Raw genomic sequence first — 16478 nt, 5'->3', positions numbered from 1 at the left:
GGAGCGGAACGCCGCAATAGTCTTCGACATATGTCCAGCATGCCAGCCCCAAGTGTCGTCCGTTGTTGGCCGTGAGCTGCATCACGCTGCCATTGGGCTATCTCACGGACGGGCAACCGGCCGCCTCCTTCCCCGCCCCTGTGGAGGCGGGAAGGAGGCGGGGAAGGGGCAAAGACGGGGCCAAAAGGGCCCCGGGGAGGGTCCCGCGTGGCCGGATGGTAGACTGGTGGGACTTGATGTGCAGTGATGCCCGCTTCTGGTGGGCTTTTTTCATGTGAGAGGCACATCCTGCGTCGATGAACGCTATTGGTCCCGGCGGCCGCTGTTTGAACACTGGCAGCAGCCCGGTTGACCACCTGACATTTCTTCGGCGACCCCCTGAGCCAACCGGCGTCGGGGGCCGATATCCGCTGGATACCGCCTGAAAGACCCTGATAAACGCATATGACTACTTTTGCTGCCCTCGGCACGCCCAAGGCACTCACCGAAATCCTGACCGCCCAGGGCATCGAATCCCCGTTCCCCATCCAGGTCAAGACGCTGCCGGACACCCTGGCCGGCCGCGACGTCCTGGGCCGCGGCCGCACCGGCTCCGGTAAAACCATCGCCTTCGCGATCCCGCTGGTGGCCCGCCTCGCCGAGCGCGAAGCCAAGCACTTCCGCAAGCCCGGCCGCCCCATGGGCCTGGTCCTGGCACCCACCCGTGAACTGGCCACCCAGATCAACGCCACGATCGAACCGCTGGCCAAGGCCATGGGCCTGAACACCACCGTGATTTACGGCGGCATCTCCCAGGCGCGCCAGGAGAAGGCCCTGCGTGCCGGCGTCGACATCGTCATCGCCTGCCCGGGCCGGCTAGAGGACCTCATCCGCCAGCGCATCCTGACCCTTGAGGCCGTCGAGGTGACGGTGCTGGACGAGGCCGACCACATGGCCGACCTCGGCTTCCTGCCCGTGGTAAAGAAGCTCATGGACATGACCCCGAGCCAGGGCCAGCGGCTTCTGTTCTCCGCCACGCTGGACAACGGCGTGGACAAGATCGTCCAGCGCTACCTGTCCAACCCGCTGACCCACTCCGTGGACGATCCCCAGGCGGCGGTGACCACCATGGAGCACCACGTGCTGGTGGTCAACGACCAGACCGTCAAGAAGCAGCTGATCGTTGAACTGGCCTCCGGTGCCGGGCGCCGCGTGCTGTTCATGCGGACCAAGCACCACGCCCGCAAGCTGGCTAAGACCCTGACCGACGCCGGGATCCCCGCCGTCGACCTGCACGGAAACCTGTCGCAGAACGCCCGCGACCGTAACCTTGCCGAGTTCTCCACCGGTGACGTCCGCGTCCTGGTGGCCACCGACGTCGCGGCCCGCGGCGTCCACGTGGACGACGTCGAACTGGTCATCCACGTCGACCCGCCCACCGAGCACAAGGCGTACCTGCACCGCTCCGGCCGCACCGCCCGTGCCGGTTCCGACGGCACCGTGGTCACGCTGACCCTGCCCGAGCAGCAGACGGACGTCAAGAAGCTCATGAAGGCTGCCGGCGTCGAGGTCAGCTTTGAGCGGGTCACCGCAAGCTCGCCGATCGTTGCCGAACTGGTGGGCGCGATCGCCGACAAGGTTGACCCCCGGACCCGTGCGGCACTTCTCGCGGCGAAAGCTCCGCAGCAGGGTGCCGGCCAGTCCACCGGCGCCAACGCCGAGCGCAAGCGCGCCCGCCGCCAGGCATCACCCACGGCCGGCGGCCGGGGCGGCCGCGGCGGCCGCGGGCGGATTTCCGCTGAGGCTCCGCGCACGGACATGCCCCGCGCCGAACGCCGTGCCGCTGCCTACGAGGGCCGCGCTGCTGCCCGCGACGCCGCAGACCGCGTAGTCGAGCAGAACGAGGACCGCGCCACTGCGGCAGCTGCAGCCCGCCGCAACGCACGTGGCCGTGGCACTGCGTCCACGCACCGCAACGACGTTCCTGCGGCTGGTGGCCGCTCATCGGCCGGCCGCGGTTCGGACGGACGTTCCGAATCCCGCTTCACCCGCAGTGAGGCCCCCCGTGGCGGCACCGGTCGCCCGGCCACCGGCGGCCAGCGGAGCGGACGTCCCGCTACCGGGCAGCGGGCAGCTGCCGGCAGCAAGACCGGCGGCAACGGTCCGGTCTGGTCCTCCACCACCGGCGGCACGTCCGGCGGCTCGTACTCGGGCGGTTCCTCCGCCGGCGGCAGCGGCCGCTCCGGTGACGGCCGTCCGGCCCGGAAGGCCCCGCGCCGCGCGTCCGCTCCGGCGTCGAACGAGCGCCGCGGCCGCTAACTAGCCGTCGCTACGCAAAATGCCGGCCGCTGTGGGAATTCCCGCAGCGGCCGGCATTTTGCGTAGCGCAAGAGTACCGTTCACCAGCCTCGGGCGCGCCACTCCTGAAGGTGGGGGCGCTCCGCGCCGAGCGTGGTGGGCTTGCCATGGCCCGGGTGCACCACGGTGTCGTCCGGGTAGACGTCGAAGATCCGTTCGGCGACGTCCGTAATCAGCTGGTTGAACCGCTCCGGGTCATTCTGGGTGTTGCCCACGCCGCCCGGGAACAGGGAATCACCCGAAAAGATGTGGGCTGGCCCCTCCGGATCCTGATAGACCAGCGCCACCGAACCGGGAGTGTGGCCGCGCAGGTGGACGGCCGTGACGTCGAAGCCGTCGAAGTTCCCCACATCGCCATGGTCCAGCAGCACATCCACCTTCACCGGCAGTTCCGGGGCGTCGTCGGTGCCGGCGGCGGTCTTGGCCCCGGTGGCTTCGACGAGTCCCGGCAGCGCCCGCACGTGGTCCCAGTGCTGGTGCGTGGTGGCGATCAGTGCCAGCGCCGGTGACCCGGACGTATCCCCTGCCGCATCCGCCAGCAGGCCCTGGATCGCCGGCAGGTCATCCGCTGCGTCGATCAGCAGCTGCGCCCCGGACTCCTTAGCCGTCAGCAGATACACGTTGTTGTCCATCTCGCTGACCGAGATCCGGCGGATGGTGATGTCCCGAAGTGAGTGAATGAGCGTCTCCATGAGCCCAGTCTAGGGAGGAGACCCGGTTTATGAAGGCGAACCGGCCCCGCGCTTGGCCGGGTGCCGCTCACGCTCAACTCCGCCCGCCGGCAGCAGCTTGAGCCCGGCCGCGCATCCCACAATGCCCGCGATGAACAGGACCTTGAGGAGACTGAAGGGTTCGACGCCGGTGGCCATCGCCCAGCCGACCGTCAGTGCCGCTCCGATCCCCACCCAGACGGCGTAGGCGGTGCCGAGCGGGATGTGCCTCACCGCCAAGCCCAGGCCCTGCATGCTGAGCGCGGCCGTCACCACGAAAACCAGGGCAGGCACCGGGCGGGTCAGGCCGTCGGACAGGCCCAGTGCCGTGGCCCAGACAGCCTCGAGGACGGCGGAAGTGAGCAGGATGATCCAGGCTGTTGCCGGCTTCGCGAGCATCACGCCACCACCTTCAGGCCAACCACGCACGCGGCGATTCCTGCGAGCAGCAGGAGCCGCGCCGCCGTCGGCCGTTCAACGTTGGCCACAATCGCGTAAGCGGACGTCAGCACCACGCCCACGCCGACCCACACCGCATAGGCGGTGCCAGTGGGAATGGACTGCATCGCGATGCCCAGGCCCGCGGTGCTGGCCAGGACCGCGACGAGGAAGAGGGCGCCGGCGGCGAATCGGCGGCGGCCCGAGGACTGGGACGCGCGGTGCAACGCTGCCGCCCACACCGCCTCCAGGGCGCCGGAAAAGATGAGGATGAACCACGACATGACAGATCCTTTGGCCAGTCTTGTCGCGCACCGGGTACTGAACCGTCGTCCGGAGGCCCGGGGAAAGGGGGACCTTGGCCTTTACCCTAGCAACGTCCGACGGCGGCGGCCACCGTTGGTGGCAAAACTCACCGCCGGGTGGTGGCGGCTAGGCCGTAACCGGGTCGATGGACACCACGGCCAGGAACCCGCGGCCCAGGATCTCCGGCGTCTGGCTGTCCGAGCCCACCACCGCGTCGTAACGGCCGAGCTGCACGGGTGGGCTGTTCTGGCCCGCGTTCTCCGCCTCTGCGTTCCCATCGCTGACAGCCGCCTGGCCCTGCAGCAGGATGCCCAACTGGCCCTCGAACACCGGATGGGCCCGCTTCTTGGAAAGCTCCACGATCGAGGTGAACGCCTTGAACGCACCCTCCCGGGTGATGACGTTAAGGTTGCGGACACCCCCCGTGGGCAGGGCGGAAGAGGAGGCCGCGCCGCCGGGGAACCGGAAGGGCCGGTACTTTTCGAGCGGGTGCTCAATCCCGTCCACGGCCAGCAGCAGCAGCTCGCCCTCGACGACGGTCAGTACCCGTTCCATGCCCGGGAACGCGGAGTACTCCCCGGCGCTGCTGACGTCGGCGATGCTGATGCGCCAGTCCCACGCGCCGCCCTGTGATGAAGTGTCCTCAGCCGAAACGGCCCCAGACGAAGCATCCCCGCGATGGCTGGCCAGTTCGCGGGTGACCCCGCCGCCGTTGCGCCAGGGTTGGGGTTTGAGGTCGGCGAAGCGGATAATCTGCATCAGCCCAGCCTGTCCGGGCGTTGCCCGCGCCCTCCCTCCCGCGTAAAGTCGGCGCTGGGTCGCTGCGGTCGTGGGCGACGCTTTCAACAACAAGGAGCCCGTGAATGTTCGTCAAAGTCTGCGGCCTGAGCACGCCTGAATCAGTCCGGGAGGCCGTGGAGGCCGGGGCGGACGCCGTCGGATTTGTCCTGACAGCCAGCCCCCGCGTGGTGTCGCCCGCGCAGGTTACGCAGCTTGTGAAGGCAGTGCCCGACGGCGTGGTGGCCGTAGGCGTCTTCCGTACCGAACCGGCCGCCGACGCCGTGGCCATCGCCCGGGCGGCGGGGCTGAACTGGATCCAGCTCCACGGGGACCGCACGCCGGACGACGTAAAAACAGCACACGACGCCGGCATGAAGGTGATTCGCGCCGTCACCATGGGCGCCGCTCCGGACGCCTTTACCGACTGGGGAGAGGAGCTGCTCCTCATCGACGCCGCAGTTCCCGGTTCCGGCGAGGCTTGGGACTATGGATCCGTCCGAGCCAAAGGACTGGAGGGACGGCAGTGGCTGCTGGCCGGCGGCCTTGATCCGGCCAACGTGTCCCAGGCCGCGAGCGATGCCGGGGCGTGGGGCGTGGACGTCTCCTCCGGCGTCGAACAAAGCAGGGGAGTGAAGGATTTGGCCAAGATCAGGGCGTTCGTCACGGCAGCCAAAGGCTGACTGCCCGGTGGCACCGGCTATGACTGCCCCGTGGCGCCGGCTATGACAGCCCCGTGACTCAGGCGACGGGCGCCCGGACGCCTGCGGCACCCCTCTACGCTGCCGGATTCGTGACCGCGTTCGGCGCCCACAGCATCGCCGCCGGAATGGGCGCCCAGAGCGGCAACATCGGGCTGACCCTGCTGAACCTGGGCATCCTGCTGGCCCTCTACGACATCTCCGAGGTCTTCCTCAAGCCCGTGTTCGGCGCGCTGAGCGACCGGATCGGCGCCAAAGCCGTCATCGTCGGCGGCCTCATCGGCTTTGCCGTCCTCTCCCTGACCGGCCTGTGGGCCACCGATCCGCTCCTGCTGGGCATTGCCCGCCTGGGCCAAGGCGCAGCGGCCTCGGCGTTCTCCCCGGCGTCCTCGGCAATGGTGGCCCGGCTGTCGGCAGGGAAGAATGCCGGGACCTTCTTCGGCAGGTACGGATCCTGGAAAAGCCTTGGATACGTGATCGGCCCGCTGCTCGGTGCCGGGCTGATTGCGGCCGGTGGCTTCGCGCTGCTGTTCGGGGCTCTTTCCGTCCTTGCCGCGGCCACCGCACTGTGGGTCCTGCTCGGCGTGCCGCACCTGCCGCCGCTCCCGCGCCAACGGTACACGGTGCTGGACGTGGCCCGGCAGGTTGCCGAACGTAGGTTCCTGGTGCCCACCCTGGTGCTGGCAGCATCAATGGGGGCCATGGGGGCGGCCATTGGGTTCCTTCCTGCGCTGGCCGTGCAGCACGGCCTGGATCCGGTGGCCGGCACCGCTGCCGTCAGTGTCCTGGCCGTCGCTTCACTGCTGGTCCAGCCGCGGATCGGCGCGCTGCGCGACATGCGCCGCATCGGCGACGCCAGCGGAATGCGCTCGGGGCTGCTGCTCACCGCCGGCGGAGTCGCCCTGGTGGCGGCCGCCCCCGCGCCCGCCACCATCTTTGTCGCCGCGGCCGTGATCGGCGCCGGCGTTGGCGCGGCCACGCCGCTGGGCTTTGCGCATTTGGCGGACAGCACGCCGAAGGAGAGGATGGGGCGGACCATGGGCTCGGCCGAACTGGGACGCGAACTCGGGGACGCCGGCGCTCCGCTGCTGGTTGGGGCCGTCGCAACAGCCGCCTCGCTCCCGCTGGGCCTGGGGCTCCTGGCGCTGCTGGTCGCGGCTGCCGGGGTCCCGCGGCTGGGCCCACGCGTGAAGGTTCAGGGTTAAATCAGGGCAGGTCCCGAGGCAGTTCTGGTCCCCGGACCGGCAGAATGGACGGATGAAGACAATCCTGAACATCATCTGGCTGGTTTTCGGCGGCTTCTGGCTGGCGCTGGGTTACTTCGCCGCCGGCGTCATCTGCTGCCTGCTGATCGTGACCATCCCCTGGGGCATCGCGTCCTTCCGGATCGCGTCCTACACGCTGTGGCCGTTCGGGCGGATGGTGGTGGAAAAGCCGGGCGGCAACGGTGTGTTCTCGCTGCTTGGCAACGTGATCTGGCTGCTGGTGGCCGGCATCTGGATCGCGATCGGCCACGTGGTCACGGCTGTGGCCATGGCCCTCACCATCATCGGCATCCCGCTGGCCATCGCCAACCTGAAGCTGATCCCCGTTTCCCTGATGCCGCTCGGCAAGCAGATCGTGCCCACCGACCGGCCGTTCATCACCGCCTACCGCTGATTGAGTTCGCCCTGCAGGTTCCGGCGGGCAGCGTCCAGCCAGAGGCGGCGGGCACGCTCGGTGTGGAAGAGCGGGTCCAAAGCCAGCAGCTGGCGGACGACGGCGGCCCGTCCGGCCGCGAAGTCGTCGTCGCCGATGTGCGCGTAGTCTTCCCGGACGGCAGCCACATACCGGGCATAAGGCTCCGGTTCACCGCCCAGAACGGACAGATCGGCGTCGCAGAGGAGGGCGCCGTCGTCGTCCCCTGCCTCTGGCCGGTGATCGGAGGTGAGCCGGACCAGCCGCGCCACCTCATCGACGTCGGCGGCCGGGAGGCCGGCCTGGCAGAGCCGGACTTCCGCGAGCCGGGCAGATTCCTCCTCGTCCTGGCCCGCCACGCCGCGGTAGACGGCGTCATGGAACCAGGCGGCCAGCACCACGGTGCGCGGCGGCCTGGCGGGTCCGGTAAGCAGGTCCAGGGCCTCCAGCACGGCGAGCAGGTGGGTGCAGCCGTGATACCGGCGGTGGCTCTCGCTCCAGCGGTCCAGCAGGTCCAGGAACAGGGCGTCGTGGCCGGGCATCACCATGTTCCACCGGGTGAGCAGGGGAGTCTTGAGGGACTTGGTGCGGCTGCGGGCCGGAATCCGGAGTCCGCTGGCAATGAGTTTCCGGACAAGGACCCGTGCCTCTACGGGAATGGCGCCGGCGGCCACCAGATCGTCATAGCGCCGCTGCGGCACGTCGTAATGGTCGCCGTCGAAGGCCCGCTCCGGGACGCCCGCCGCGGCGGCGAAGGCGTGCAGTTCCGCCAGCGAGGTGTCCGAAATCAGGTGCGAAAACAGCGTCTCGTGGGCAGGCCAAAGCGGCGGATCGAGGTAAACGACCATGGGGGAGAGTCTAGTCCGGGCCCGCACAGCACGGCACGGCAGGCGTACTACCGCCAACGCCTGCCGTGCCGTGAAGGGCGAACCCGCTGTGCCTACGGCGTCTTCTTCACTACGGCGTCTTCTTCACGATGACGTCGTCGATGTATTCGTCGCCCATCTGGCGGGAATGCTCCGCCCCAAGCTGCACGTGCGTCAGGCTTGAGACCCCGAGGCTCACCGCGCTGCTGGAGAACTCAAGTGCTCCGTCAAACCACACCTTGATGGTGGAGGCGCTGCCGTTGGCCGTGACCTCCATCTGGGCGCGGTGCCAGGTGCTCAGCGGGATGCTGGAGGACTTCAGCTTGGTGTAGGAGAAGGTGCCGTTGGGTGATGTGACGCGAAGCCACAGTTGGCCGTTGCTGTTGTAGCGGTAGATGTCTGCGATCCGCAGGCCGTTTGAGAAGAACCGCAGGTAGGGGACATCGTTGCCGGTGAGCCCCGCCGTCGTGATGTTGAACCAGCCGTCGGCGTTGGCCGTCTTGACGGCGGTGGAACCCAGCGGGACGGACATCAGAGCCACGGAGCCGGAGTCGTTGGTCACGTGCAGCTTCGCCGAGCAGGTGCCCGTCCGGTGCTGCGACGTGCTGATAGTCGCGGCCCCGGTGGTCGCCGTCGAGGGGACGAACGGCGTGAAGGCCGCCGACTCGAACCCCGTGGCGGCCACCGTGGTGCCGGTCAGCGAGTTTGTTGGTTTGACTGTGGAGTTGCTGCAGGTCACAGCGTTGGCGGGCGACGAGCCGAGGATCAGCCCGCCTGTCATCAGGACACCGATGGTGCCAAGGGTGCCCAGTTTTTTCAGCTTGCTCATTTGGTAGTCCTCACTATCATTTTCGGTTCGGAGGTCACCGGCACAGGGTGCCGGTCCCGGGCCGCGCCAGGAGCGAAACGCCGTCACAGCAGTTGGATGAGCCTGGTCACAAGCGAAACGCAGATTACGGAAAGGAGAGCCGCTGCGGTGTACACCGCAGCTTTCGGCAGGGGGGCATCCGGCCGAACTATGCGCAAGGCATCACACGTGACCACTGCCACGACGGTGGCAAAACCAGCCAAAAAGACGATCATGACGCACCCGCCATGACTACCCGGGACCTCTTGGCTCCGAGGACCAGCAGGAGCAGGGTGACCAGCGACAGCACCACCACCGCGGCCGGCGGTGCCCACATCTGGGCAAAGACCATGGCCGTCGACACGATCGTGGAGAGGGCCAGGCTCGAGGCCACGGCGATGGATATGGCCAGCGGAAGGGTGCTCTGCGCGGCCGTGCGGTGGGCGCCGGCCCCGTCCGCGCCGGCGTCGTCGGGGTCAGCCGAGCCGAGCCGGATGTAGAGCACCAGAGCCGTTCCCGGTCCGGCGAGCATCAGGAGGCCGATGACCACCATCCGCAGTCCCCCCGGACCGAAAAACGACAGCGGCACCGCGGCGACGGCAACGGCGGCCACCACCCATGCGATGTGTTTACGATCAATTGCCATTGCCTGCTCCTTGAATGTGGTAGACCACGCCGCCGGCGTTCTCGAACAGCTTGGACCAGCCCCGCGAACTGCCGCAGGTTGCAATGAAGCGGTCAAGATCGCCCGCGGGCGTCGTGTCCAGAAGGCTTGCCGCCTGCTTTTGGCTGGTGGTGATGATCAGATAGGCGCCGGACTGCTGGGCGATCCTGTTGGTGGTATCGCAGGTCAGCGGTCCCGCGCCGGGCTTCGGCTGGGCTGCCAGGAGCGCGCGGTAGTCGTACTCGGCGTACTTCTGGAACTTCCAGGGAGTGTTGCGGACCGCTTCGATGAGGATCGATCCTTCAGGGGCCGTCGCATAGAGCTGGTTGACCAGCGCGACTTCGTCCGGCGTGAACTTCTCCATGCTGTCATTGCCGTACCGGGTCACCACCGTGGCGGAGGCCAGTACGGAACCCATCGCCAGCAGGGCCAGTGCGCGGCGCCATCCGGGTCCTCCGCGGCGGTCCGGCATCAGCGTCAGCGCGGCGAGGCAGGCGGCGAACGGCAGGCTAAAGAGGTACAGCCGCAGCAGCAGCTCCCCGCCATATGCCTGGCCGGGAATCAGAAGAAGCGGCGCCAGCGCCCCCAGAGCGGCAGTCAGCCAGGCGGCCCGCCGCCGGTGCGCCAGGAAGGCCCCGGCGGCGGCGAGGAGCCACACCAGTGCAACTTCCGCCAGCCGCACGTAGACCACCAGCACATGGGGATCGCTGCCGGCAACCCGCTGTGACACCGCGCCGAGGGTGTGGGCCTCGACGTCGCCGAACGATCCGAACAGCTGGGTCAGGTGGCCATCAAAGAAGTCCCTTGCCACGAAAACCAGCCACCCGAAAGCCAGCACGGCAGCCAGGATCGGCAGGGACGGCACCCGGAGCCGGCCGCTCAGGAGGAACACGGCCAGGATCGGGATGGCCGCGAACGGCGTGAGCTGGTGGGAGGCGGTCATGGCCACGAGGAGTCCGACGCTGACCACCAGCAGGATTGACGCGTCCGCGGGCGGCGGGCTGGCCATGCCCTGGTGCGGAACGGTGGGATCGAGCCGGGTCACGCTCCGGGCCAGGAACCTCGTGAACCGGTTGCTGCCCGTAGGCCAGGCCCAGCCGCTGAACGCGCTCAGAAGGCAGGCAAGCATCGTGACCAGGAGCAGGAAGGCGTAAGCCTGCGGGGCGAGGTAGTCCTGCCCCACCCAGCTGGTCAGGTAGAAGAGCCAGACGCCGGCCCACGCCTGACGCGGTTGCGAGGTCAGCCGCCGGGCCAGGGCCAGGAGCGGCGCCAGCAGCAGCAGGTTCATTCCCAGCGGTGCCCACGTGGCGAGGACCATCAGGTCCCGAACGCCGGTGGCGCCGGACAGCAGGCTCAGGACGTCAAAGAACCCGGGCCAGTTGAAGTAGGCGTCGAGGTTCGTGTCCAGCTGGCCGTGCTGGGCAATGTAGTCGGCGATACCCAGGTGCCGGTAGCTGGCTTCCAGCCGTGGCAGGCCGTGGATGATGGGATCGGCGGAGTGCAGGATCACCACCAGCACCAGGACCTGCGTGCCCAGCAGTACTGGTGCATGCCGGCGTAGGTTAAGGGTTGCCACGAACCCGGCCAGGCTGAGGAAGATCGCAACGAAGAAGGTTGGCGGCACGGCCTCCACGAGCCCCGTCCCGCCGATCCGTGCGGGGTCAACGCTCAGCAGGCTCCAGATCCCGAGGGCCAGTGCCGCGGCTGCCAACGCGGCCAGTGCCACCAGTTTCCACGGCTGGTTGGGGCCGTGATGGACGACGGCGGGTGGTTCAGTCCCGCCGTGTCTGGCACCGCTGTGCTTGGTTTCGGAGTGCTCGCCGTGCTTGGCTTCATGGTGGCCGCCGCTGTGCTTAGCGTCGCCGTGTTTTGGCTCGGCATGCCGGTGCGGCGCATGGGCGGGTGACGGTGCCGGCGGCGGTGGGGCCGCCGGCGCTGTGGAAGTGTGTTCGGGTGTCATGGCTTCTCGATTCCGGTCGGCTGGTTGAAGACCGCTGATGCAACCTGGACCGGTTCAGCGGCGGGCATGGCGGGGGTCAGCATCCTGAGGCGCCAGACGGCCAGCAGGGCTGCGGCGGCCTGGGCGGCGGACCAGAGGACTGAGACGCCGGTGAGGCCGAACTGTTGCGCGGTGAAGGCGGCCGGGGCCACGACGAGGACGGCAGCGGCCACAGCCACCGCCGTGGCCTCGGCGAGGCGGCCCTGCGCCCGGCACAGGCCGAAGTAGACCTGGGTCACGCAGCCCAGAAGCAGGGCCGGCACCAGGACGGGAAGCAGGATGGCGCCCACGGCGTAGTCCGGACCCAGGAAACCAAGAAGGAGGGGGCCGGCTACCAGCAGCATCAGACCAGCCGCCAGCGTGAGGCCGAGGCTGGCCTTGAGCGCGGAGGAGACCAGCCCGGGCCGTGACCTGCCGCCGGCCAGTGCCGTCTGCAGCGAGAACCCGGCGGACTGGGGAACAAAGAAGACCGCTGACGCCATCATCCACACCATGTACCAGGACGCTGTTGAGGCCGGCCCGAGGGTGGCCGCCACGATCAGCGGCAGGAGGTAGCCGGGGGCGCGGTCTGCGAGCATCAGCGCATGGTTCGGCAGGCCCGGCTTCAGCAGACGCAGGGCCGGTCCGAGGCGCAACCCGTGCTTCCAGTCCGGCGACACTCCGGCGCGTTTGAGCTGGCGGAGCCCGAGGACCACGCTGGCCAAGGCACCGGCGGCCACCGCCCCGACCACCACTGCCATTTCACGGACTCCGGTGGCGAGGGCAAAAGCCAGGACTGCCAGCTGCACCAGGCTCTGCGCAAGGCTCCTGACCAGGGCACGGTCGGAACGTTCCTGTGCAACGCCCACGTGATCCAGCTGGTACGCGGCCGCGGCGAACAGGGCCGTCGCGGCAAACATCCCCGTCATGACGGGATCGTTCCAGGCCAGGCCCACACCGGACCGCAGCCCGTAAGTCACCGCTGCCACTGCACCGGACACAACGACTGTGGCGGCCCCGACGGTGAGGAGGCTGCTGGCAACCAGCCGGCGGCCGCCGTCGGACTGTTCCGGGAGCAGCGTGAGCGTGGCGGGGCCGACCCCCAGCATCCCAAGCTGCACTGTGAGGAGCGCCGCGGCCACCACGGCGGAACCCATGCCGAGCTGCGCGGGCGGCAGCATGATTGCCGCCATCGCCCAGAACAGGAACCCGGTGGCCATCGGGGCGACCCGTGCGGCGGTCAGCCAGGCGGCATTCCCGCCCACCGAGAGCCCGGTGCCGGGCGGACGCAGGAGCTCGCCCAACATCGACCTGTAGTTGTACACCAGGAAGCAGACCCAGTACGCCAGGAAACGCGGCGCATGCAGCAGCGACAGGCCCACACCGCGGATGGTGGCCAGCAGGGGCAGCACCACAAGCCAGCCGGCGCGGCCGGGGTGCTTGCGGACGGTGCGGGCCAGGCCTGCGCCGTCCTGCAGCCACTGGTCGCGGGCCGCATCGAAGGAGTCCATGAACCGGTGCCGCACCGCCGTGGTGCTGGAGACACCAAGCCGGTAGCCGGCCTCTTCCAGCCTGATTCTAAGCTCGATGTCCTCGCCGGAGCGGAAGGTGTCATCGAATGCCACGGACAGCAGGACTTTCCTGCGCATCAGGGTGGCGCACACGCCGAACCAGCTGCGGACGCGGCTGTGGACGTGGTGCCAGGCCAGGGCCGCGCCCCAGTATCCGGGGCCGTCCGCCTCGCTGACCAGGCCGAACTGCAGGCCGTCGTAGCCGCAGGCCTTGAACTCGTCGAGGAGTCCGCCCAGGGCGCCCTTCGGAAGGACGACGTCGGCGTCGATCAGCGCCACGAGGTCGGAGCAGGCGTTCTCGACGCCGAGCATCCTCGCCGCGGGCAGCCCACGGCCCTCGTCCGAGATGACGCGGGCGCCCATGGACCGTGCGATCTCCACCGTGTTGTCCGTGGAGCAGCCGTCCACCACGATGATCTCCCGCGGTTTTTCGGCGCGGATGGATTCCAGGCACTCGCCCAGCCAGCGGGCGGCATTCCGCGCGGGAACCACAACTGACACTTCAAGGTCGCTCACGTGCGCGCCCATGTCACTCCTCCAGCTTGGAGGCGATCAGGCCGGCAACGTAGTCCGAGGTCCGGTCGGCAGACCAGGAGGCGGGAATCCGGAGCAGGGAGCAGGGCACGTCGTCCAGGGCCCGCCGGACCACGGCTGCCTTCTGGCTGAAGAACTCCTCGAGCGGAACCAGGCCTGTGGCGCCGAGGGCCTCGATCAGCCGACGTGACACCACCGGGAGCTCCGAATGGAAGTTCCCCACGATGCGGGAGGTCATCCATTCCCGGCTGCGCGTTTCCAGCCGGGCTTCGGAGCCGTCGTAGCGTTCGAGGAAAATCGCCAGCCGGGTGAGTGCCGCCGATGAGATGCCGTCCTGCCCGAAAACGAGCTCCGGATGGACCATGCGGTGCTCCGGGGACCAGCGGCGCGTGAAGGAAGCGGTCTTCGGATAGCGGACGATCACCGGATGCACGGCCGTGGCGAGGTGGGCCACCGTATTCGTGAGCCAGCCCGGGGCCAGTGGCTTGCGGGCGCCGCTGAACACGTCGGGGTAGATCCTGCGGTGGTGCGGTTTGAGGAACATCGGCTTCGCGTAGCCCATGAGCATGCCGTCGGCATCCAGGAACGCCCAGTCATCGGCCATGAAGCGCACGCCGGGCATGGCCACAAGTTTGGCGACCGTACTGGTCTTGCCCACACCGCCCCAGGCGGGGAGGAGGACTCCCGAGCCCCGGAAGTCGACCACCGCCGCGTGGATCATTGCGGCGTTCTCCCGGATGCACAGCCGGTCCAGCAGGGGGATGACGGCGGTCAGCAGCTCGCCGCGGCCCTGGACAGAGTAACCGTCGCGGGTTTCCTGGACCTGGACGCGGTCCGCCGGGATGTAGAGCGACTCCGGCGTGAACCGGTAGGCGTCCTCGGCGTGGGACTGTTCCGCCAGCTCCGCCGTTTCCGCGCTGACGTGCAGCCGGAGCGGTGCCCTTGAAGGGCCCAGGAACGGTGCCAGCATGTCGCGCAGCTGCGCTTCGCCGGGAGTGCCGGGGGCCACGTCGATGCCCACGAGGCCGTGGACGTCGAAGCTGGTTCCGGCGGACGGGATAGCGTCCCTCAGGACGTCTTCTTCGGACTGACTCATGCTTCGGGCCCTCCAGCGGTCTCGATGATTCGGGCAAAGTTGCCCTGCGGATACATCCGGATCATTTGACTTCCCTCCAGCTCGCGTGGGACTCGTGCGGCTCGAGGCCCGCGGACGTGGGATCAAGGGGCAGGCGGCGTCCCCGGATGTACCCGCAGGTAGTTACGGCCAGCACGGCGATGATGGCCGCGGCGCGGCGGAGACCGGCGGGGTCAGTTCCCCGCGCCCTGCCCGCTATGCCCGCAGCCACTGCGCGCGGCAGGACGCTGCGGACGTACCGGCGCTCGGGCCCGAGGGCGCGCTTGTGGCCGACGATCTTGCTGACCAGGGCTTTGGATATTCCCTCAGACCAGGCGCGCCGCAGCATGTAGCTCAGCGTGCCCCGCTGGGCGGGGACGTAGTGGTTCACCAGCGCCGCCGGTTCGTACACCACGCGGCCTGCCGGCGAGCCGATGACCGCCCTGATGCAGATCTCCGTCTCCTCGCAGCCCAGGGGCAGCGCGTTCTGCCGGCCAAGGGCGGTGTTGAACCCTCCCACCACCTGCAAAACCTGGGAACGGAAAGACATGTTCGCGCCGATGACATTGCGGACCTCGGCCGCCACCTTGGGCATGCCGCGGTGGGTGCAGCCGATGATCCAGTCCAGCTCTTCGGCGAAGTAGTCAGGCCGGTTGGTTTCCCAGTCCGGCACGACGCGTCCGCCCACGGCCAGCACATCCGGATCGTCGTAGAGGGCGGTCAGCCGCTCCAGCCAGTCCGGGGCGGCCACGGCGTCGTCGTCGAGGAAGGCAACGACGCCGGCAGTCGCCGCCGCCGCCCCGGTGTTCCGTGCACCGGAAAGGCCTTTGGCGCCGGTGTTCTCCAGGATCACGACATCGTCGACCGTGAAGATGAGCCGCTTGTAGAGGTCCACGTTGTAATCGACCACCACGATCGTCTGCTGTGGTTGCACGGTTTGGGCACGGACGGAATCGACGGCGGCCATCAGCCTGTCCCACCGGTCTTCCGTGTAGGAGCAGATCACCACCGAAACGGCCGGTAGCCCTTCACTGTGGTTCACCTTAATCACCTGCTATCAGGCCGAGGACGGTTGCCGGATCCGTCGGAATGTGGGGGAGGGAAATGCTGGGATACCTGTACTTCACGCGCCTGAGTGATTCGGGCCGGGCGCCGGCCGTGGGTGCTTCCCAGCCGATGCATTCACGTGCCAGGGTCCGCAGTACCCGCCACCCGTCGCGGAAGGTATTGAGGTTTGAGTTGCCGGAGATCCGGTTCAGCTCGTTACTCGGGACCTCGGCGATCCGCAGGCCCGCCCTGGAAGCGCGGACGATCAGTTCGGTTTCAATCTCGAACCCCTCCGACTCCAGTTCGAGGATCTGCAGGCACTCGCGCCGCATGGCGATGTAGCCGTAGCAAAGATCCGAGTAATTGCTGTGCAGGACGATGTTCGCCAGGCGGGTCAGGGCACGGTTACCAGTACTGCGCAGTACCGTGATGTCCTCGGATCCTCCGCCGGTGACGTACCGGGAGCCCTTGACGAAGTCGAATTCATGCTGGAGTGGTGAGACGAACCACCCAATTTCCTGCGGGTCCATGCTTCCGTCGGCATCCAGCATCACGATGATGTCTCCGGATGCTGCGGCCAGCCCCGCCCGTACGGCGAAGCCCTTGCCGGCGTTGGGCTCCGAGACTACAACGACGTCCAGACGCAGCGCTCGGGCCACGTCGACGGTGCTGTCGAGGGAACGGCCGTCGACAATCACCACTTCGTCCACATACGAGGGCATGCGGCGAAGGACCCAAGGGAGGTTCAGGGCTTCATTTAGCGTGGGAATCACCACGCTAATGGAGGCCAGGGGTACCGGTACCGGACTTGGTGCACGAACAGTTGATACTTGTATAGGGATGGTCACTAGCCTCACCACTCATCGGAGTCGTATGCCTATGCCCCTCCCGAGCAGCCTTCCCGGCTGGAT

General features: G+C 68.3%; 16 protein-coding genes and 1 riboswitch. Of the genes, 4 read left to right on the top strand and 12 right to left on the bottom strand.

Features of this window, described 5'->3' with window-relative positions; translation table 11 throughout:
• Positions 1 to 444 precede the first annotated feature (444 nt).
• Positions 445 to 2298, top strand: a complete 1854-nt coding sequence (locus AC1DFE_RS14660; protein WP_476906605.1) for a DEAD/DEAH box helicase — start codon at positions 445 to 447, stop codon at positions 2296 to 2298.
• A gap of 80 nt (positions 2299 to 2378) precedes the next feature.
• Here the strand turns inward: AC1DFE_RS14660 and AC1DFE_RS14655 are convergent, their stop codons facing one another.
• From AC1DFE_RS14655 to AC1DFE_RS14640, 4 genes are all read right to left on the bottom strand, one after another.
• A complete protein-coding gene (locus AC1DFE_RS14655; RefSeq protein WP_476906604.1) occupies positions 2379 to 3029 on the bottom strand; it encodes an MBL fold metallo-hydrolase in 651 nt (216 codons plus the stop codon).
• Positions 3030 to 3056: 27 nt separating this feature from the next.
• Positions 3057 to 3446 carry a DMT family transporter gene (locus AC1DFE_RS14650; RefSeq protein ID WP_476906645.1) on the bottom strand — a complete coding sequence of 130 codons (390 nt, stop codon included), beginning with the start codon at positions 3444 to 3446 and terminating at the stop codon, positions 3057 to 3059.
• Entirely contained in the window at positions 3446 to 3769 is a 324-nt protein-coding gene (locus AC1DFE_RS14645) for a DMT family transporter (protein ID WP_476906603.1), read from the bottom strand. Before AC1DFE_RS14645 ends, AC1DFE_RS14650 begins: the two co-directional genes overlap by 1 nt.
• A 9-nt stretch (positions 3770 to 3778) precedes the next feature.
• Positions 3779 to 3847: riboswitch (guanidine-III (ykkC-III) riboswitch) on the bottom strand.
• A gap of 70 nt (positions 3848 to 3917) precedes the next feature.
• Positions 3918 to 4550, bottom strand: coding sequence for a HutD/Ves family protein (locus AC1DFE_RS14640; protein WP_476906602.1), 633 nt, complete (start codon positions 4548 to 4550; stop codon positions 3918 to 3920).
• A gap of 104 nt (positions 4551 to 4654) precedes the next feature.
• On the opposite strand from AC1DFE_RS14640, the gene AC1DFE_RS14635 reads away from it, so the two are divergent.
• Genes AC1DFE_RS14635 through AC1DFE_RS14625 form a run of 3 tightly spaced genes read left to right on the top strand, consistent with a single transcriptional unit; the run spans position 4655 to position 6928 of the window.
• Complete coding sequence (locus AC1DFE_RS14635; protein ID WP_476906601.1) at positions 4655 to 5251, top strand: phosphoribosylanthranilate isomerase; 597 nt, start codon at positions 4655 to 4657, stop codon at positions 5249 to 5251.
• A gap of 53 nt (positions 5252 to 5304) precedes the next feature.
• Complete coding sequence (locus AC1DFE_RS14630) at positions 5305 to 6474, top strand: MFS transporter (RefSeq protein ID WP_476906600.1); 1170 nt, start codon at positions 5305 to 5307, stop codon at positions 6472 to 6474.
• Positions 6475 to 6526: 52 nt separating this feature from the next.
• On the top strand, positions 6527 to 6928 hold the full coding sequence (locus tag AC1DFE_RS14625; protein WP_476906599.1) for a YccF domain-containing protein: 402 nt from the start codon (positions 6527 to 6529) through the stop codon (positions 6926 to 6928).
• On the opposite strand, the gene AC1DFE_RS14620 is transcribed toward AC1DFE_RS14625, so the two are convergent.
• From AC1DFE_RS14620 to AC1DFE_RS14585, 8 genes are all read right to left on the bottom strand, one after another.
• Positions 6919 to 7794: a DUF4031 domain-containing protein gene (locus AC1DFE_RS14620; RefSeq protein WP_476906598.1), complete on the bottom strand. Its 876-nt coding sequence runs from the start codon at positions 7792 to 7794 to the stop codon at positions 6919 to 6921. The two genes, AC1DFE_RS14625 and AC1DFE_RS14620, sit on opposite strands and share 10 nt — an antisense overlap.
• 109 nt (positions 7795 to 7903) lie before the next feature.
• Positions 7904 to 8641, bottom strand: a complete 738-nt coding sequence (locus tag AC1DFE_RS14615) for a hypothetical protein (protein ID WP_476906597.1) — start codon at positions 8639 to 8641, stop codon at positions 7904 to 7906.
• Between the two features lie 250 nt (positions 8642 to 8891).
• Positions 8892 to 9305 carry a hypothetical protein gene (locus AC1DFE_RS14610; RefSeq protein WP_476906596.1) on the bottom strand — a complete coding sequence of 138 codons (414 nt, stop codon included), beginning with the start codon at positions 9303 to 9305 and terminating at the stop codon, positions 8892 to 8894.
• Positions 9295 to 11283 (bottom strand): hypothetical protein, encoded by a 1989-nt coding sequence (locus AC1DFE_RS14605; RefSeq protein ID WP_476906595.1) that lies wholly within the window; start codon positions 11281 to 11283, stop codon positions 9295 to 9297. The genes AC1DFE_RS14610 and AC1DFE_RS14605 overlap by 11 nt, the downstream gene beginning before the upstream one ends.
• Positions 11280 to 13400, bottom strand: a complete 2121-nt coding sequence (locus AC1DFE_RS14600; protein ID WP_476906594.1) for a glycosyltransferase — start codon at positions 13398 to 13400, stop codon at positions 11280 to 11282. The genes AC1DFE_RS14605 and AC1DFE_RS14600 overlap by 4 nt, the downstream gene beginning before the upstream one ends.
• 1 nt (position 13401) lies before the next feature.
• Positions 13402 to 14502: a hypothetical protein gene (locus tag AC1DFE_RS14595; protein WP_476906593.1), complete on the bottom strand. Its 1101-nt coding sequence runs from the start codon at positions 14500 to 14502 to the stop codon at positions 13402 to 13404.
• A gap of 61 nt (positions 14503 to 14563) precedes the next feature.
• Positions 14564 to 15562, bottom strand: coding sequence for a glycosyltransferase (locus AC1DFE_RS14590; RefSeq protein ID WP_476906592.1), 999 nt, complete (start codon positions 15560 to 15562; stop codon positions 14564 to 14566).
• A gap of 1 nt (position 15563) precedes the next feature.
• A complete protein-coding gene (locus AC1DFE_RS14585; RefSeq protein WP_476906591.1) occupies positions 15564 to 16415 on the bottom strand; it encodes a glycosyltransferase family 2 protein in 852 nt (283 codons plus the stop codon).
• Positions 16416 to 16478 lie beyond the last annotated feature (63 nt).

This window comes from Arthrobacter sp. 05T423 (assembly GCF_056396245.1).
Note: the sequence above shows the minus strand (reverse complement) of the source record. Positions and strands in the feature narration are given on the sequence as shown.

What these genes read in the sequence shown, in the direction of transcription:
- AC1DFE_RS14660 (WP_476906605.1), top strand. Translation starts at nt 445, where the DNA reads ATGACTACTTTTGCTGCCCTCGGCACGCCCAAGGCACTCACCGAAATC.
- AC1DFE_RS14655 (WP_476906604.1), bottom strand. Translation starts at nt 3,029, where the DNA reads ATGGAGACGCTCATTCACTCACTTCGGGACATCACCATCCGCCGGATC.
- AC1DFE_RS14650 (WP_476906645.1), bottom strand. Translation starts at nt 3,446, where the DNA reads ATGCTCGCGAAGCCGGCAACAGCCTGGATCATCCTGCTCACTTCCGCC.
- AC1DFE_RS14645 (WP_476906603.1), bottom strand. Translation starts at nt 3,769, where the DNA reads ATGTCGTGGTTCATCCTCATCTTTTCCGGCGCCCTGGAGGCGGTGTGG.
- AC1DFE_RS14640 (WP_476906602.1), bottom strand. Translation starts at nt 4,550, where the DNA reads ATGCAGATTATCCGCTTCGCCGACCTCAAACCCCAACCCTGGCGCAAC.
- AC1DFE_RS14635 (WP_476906601.1), top strand. Translation starts at nt 4,655, where the DNA reads ATGTTCGTCAAAGTCTGCGGCCTGAGCACGCCTGAATCAGTCCGGGAG.
- AC1DFE_RS14625 (WP_476906599.1), top strand. Translation starts at nt 6,527, where the DNA reads ATGAAGACAATCCTGAACATCATCTGGCTGGTTTTCGGCGGCTTCTGG.
- AC1DFE_RS14620 (WP_476906598.1), bottom strand. Translation starts at nt 7,794, where the DNA reads ATGGTCGTTTACCTCGATCCGCCGCTTTGGCCTGCCCACGAGACGCTG.
- AC1DFE_RS14615 (WP_476906597.1), bottom strand. Translation starts at nt 8,641, where the DNA reads ATGAGCAAGCTGAAAAAACTGGGCACCCTTGGCACCATCGGTGTCCTG.
- AC1DFE_RS14610 (WP_476906596.1), bottom strand. Translation starts at nt 9,305, where the DNA reads ATGGCAATTGATCGTAAACACATCGCATGGGTGGTGGCCGCCGTTGCC.
- AC1DFE_RS14605 (WP_476906595.1), bottom strand. Translation starts at nt 11,283, where the DNA reads ATGACACCCGAACACACTTCCACAGCGCCGGCGGCCCCACCGCCGCCG.
- AC1DFE_RS14600 (WP_476906594.1), bottom strand. Translation starts at nt 13,400, where the DNA reads ATGGGCGCGCACGTGAGCGACCTTGAAGTGTCAGTTGTGGTTCCCGCG.
- AC1DFE_RS14595 (WP_476906593.1), bottom strand. Translation starts at nt 14,502, where the DNA reads ATGAGTCAGTCCGAAGAAGACGTCCTGAGGGACGCTATCCCGTCCGCC.